The organism is Pseudomonas sp. 05T35 (assembly GCF_056396605.1).
Genome location: NZ_JBFTLU010000595.1, coordinates 1 through 2,248 on the forward strand (window position 1 = coordinate 1; position 2,248 = coordinate 2,248).

The following is a 2,248-nucleotide window of genomic DNA, read 5'->3' on the forward strand; positions in this document are numbered from 1 at the left end:
GTGCAGATGTGCAATCAACGGCAGGCCTTGCCACACCAGTAGCCCCTTGTCCTGACCGCCCATGCGCTGGCCGCGTCCTCCCGCCAGAAGCAGGATGGAGCAGGGCGGCAACTGGAAGTTCGAGGTCATGCAGCATCTCCATCGGTGCGCTGAAAAAATGAGGCGCTGTGATATAACACCGGGCTGTTTCTCCTACAACTGGACGAGCCTATGAAAGCCAAGGCTGATGTACCTTTCGCTCCGCTGAACATTGCGGTGCTGACTGTCAGTGATACTCGCACGCTGGAAACCGATACCTCGGGACAGGTCTTCGTTGACCGCCTCAGTGCCGCCGGGCATAACCTGGCCGCACGTATTCTGCTTAAAGATGACCTCTACAAAATTCGTGCGCAAGTCGCGACCTGGATCGCTGACGATGTCGTGCAAGTGGTGCTGATTACGGGCGGTACGGGTTTTACCGGTCGTGACAGTACACCGGAAGCGGTCAGTTGCCTGCTGGATAAGCAGGTCGACGGATTTGGTGAGTTGTTTCGGCAGATCTCGGTTGCGGACATTGGCACCTCGACGGTGCAATCGCGCGCGTTGGCAGGGTTGGCCAATGGCACGCTGGTCTGCTGTCTGCCGGGTTCTACCAATGCGGTGCGAACCGGTTGGGACGGGATTCTCGCGGAGCAACTGGATTCGCGGCATCGTCCGTGCAACTTTGTCGCTCACTTGAAACAGGCGGTACCCTGTGAATCCCGTGGGTAAGCCGGGCAAGACCGGCAGCTTGATGCCCGTCGAAGTGGCGTTGGCACGCTTGCTGGAAATGGCTGAGGCGTCGCCAATCCTTGAGCGCGAACGATTGCCGTTGGCCGCGACCCAGGGCCGTGTTCTTGCCGAGGACCTGGTATCGACCCTTGATCTGCCGCCATGGCCCAACAGCGCCATGGATGGTTATGCCTTGCGCCTGGCCGATTGGACTGGCGAGCCGCTGGTGGTCAGCCAGAAGGTCTTTGCCGGGCAAGCTCCGGAGCCATTGGCGCCCGGTACGTGTGCACGGATCTTCACCGGTGCCCCGGTGCCAGTGGGTGCAGACTGCGTTGAAATGCAGGAAAACGCCGAGGTCCAGGCGGACCAACGGATACGTTTTACCGAGCCGATGCGCGCAGGGCAAAACATTCGCCCGCAAGGTCAGGAAACCACGGTGGGTGAACAGGTATTGACCGCCGGTACGCGCCTGGGTCCCATCGAACAAGGTTTGGCGGCCTCACTGGGGTGTGCAGAGCTTGAAGTCGTGCGCAAGGTACGGGTTGCGGTGCTGTCCACCGGGGACGAGTTGGTCGAGCCCGGGCAAGCCCTCGGCCCGGGTCAGATCTATAACAGCAATCGGGTATTGCTGTGCAGCTGGTTGCAGCGTTTAGGCTGCGAAGTGATCGATGCGGGGATTCTGCCCGACGATTTGCAGGCCACTCGTGATCGGCTCGCCGAACTGGGTGATGTCGACCTGATCCTTTCTACGGGCGGTGTATCGGTAGGCGAGGCGGATTTCCTGGGTATTGCGCTGCGCGAAGAAGGCGAACTGGCATTGTGGAAGTTGGCCATCAAGCCAGGGAAACCACTGACGTTCGGGCATTTTCGAGGCGTGCCGGTGATTGGGCTGCCTGGCAATCCTGCGTCGACACTGGTGACCTTTGCCCTGTTGGCACGCCCTTATCTGTTACGTCGTCAAGGCGTGACAGAGGTTCGGCCTTTGCAGTTTCAGGTTCCGGCAGGATTCGTCTGGTCCAAGGCCGGTAATCGCCGGGAATACCTGCGCGGTCGTCTGGAGCAGGGGCGGGCAATTATCTACAAGAATCAGAGCTCGGGTGTTTTGCGCAGTGCAGCCTGGGCTGAAGGCCTGGTTGAAGTGCTGGAGGAGCGCACCTTGGTTGAAGGTGATTGGGTGAACTTCATCCCGCTGAGTGAAGTGCTGGGCTAGGCCTTTACGTATGACAGCGCTGGTCAGCGCCAGGCCCGGTATGAATCACGTCGGGCCTGGCGTTTCGTGGTGCAGATTACGCGTTAAGCAGCGTCACGAGTTGATCGAAGCGGCTGTTTGCGATCCAGCCGAGCAGGCTGATGATCACCGCCGCAGCGCCTGCCGAGTAGGCAAGCCTGTGCTTGATGGATTTGACGTCGTTTCGGACCTCTTCCATATCTCTGCGGATGTACTTGAGGTGGGTCTCCAGCTCTACAACGCGCGGTTCCATGTCGCTCCCTCCAGGTG

General features: G+C 59.8%; 3 protein-coding genes and 1 pseudogene. 2 read left to right on the forward strand and 2 right to left on the reverse strand.

All coding sequences use genetic code 11. The annotated features are described in order from the left end of the window. A partial coding sequence (locus AC1DH9_RS27700; protein WP_477809190.1) for an NTP transferase domain-containing protein occupies positions 1–129 on the reverse strand: 129 nt, incomplete at its 3' end. A gap of 81 nt (positions 130–210) precedes the next feature. Here AC1DH9_RS27700 and moaB point away from each other — a divergent pair. Continuing rightward, positions 211–750, forward strand: coding sequence for a molybdenum cofactor biosynthesis protein B (gene moaB / locus AC1DH9_RS27705; protein ID WP_427543577.1), 540 nt, complete (start codon positions 211–213; stop codon positions 748–750). A 22-nt stretch (positions 751–772) separates the two neighbouring features. Continuing rightward, positions 773–1,960, forward strand: coding sequence for a molybdopterin molybdotransferase MoeA (locus tag AC1DH9_RS27710; protein WP_427543648.1), 1,188 nt, complete (start codon positions 773–775; stop codon positions 1,958–1,960). Positions 1,961–2,036: 76 nt separating this feature from the next. On the opposite strand, the pseudogene AC1DH9_RS27715 reads toward AC1DH9_RS27710, so the two are convergent. Beyond that, a pseudogene (locus tag AC1DH9_RS27715) lies at positions 2,037–2,248 on the reverse strand (hypothetical protein); the annotation flags it as partial.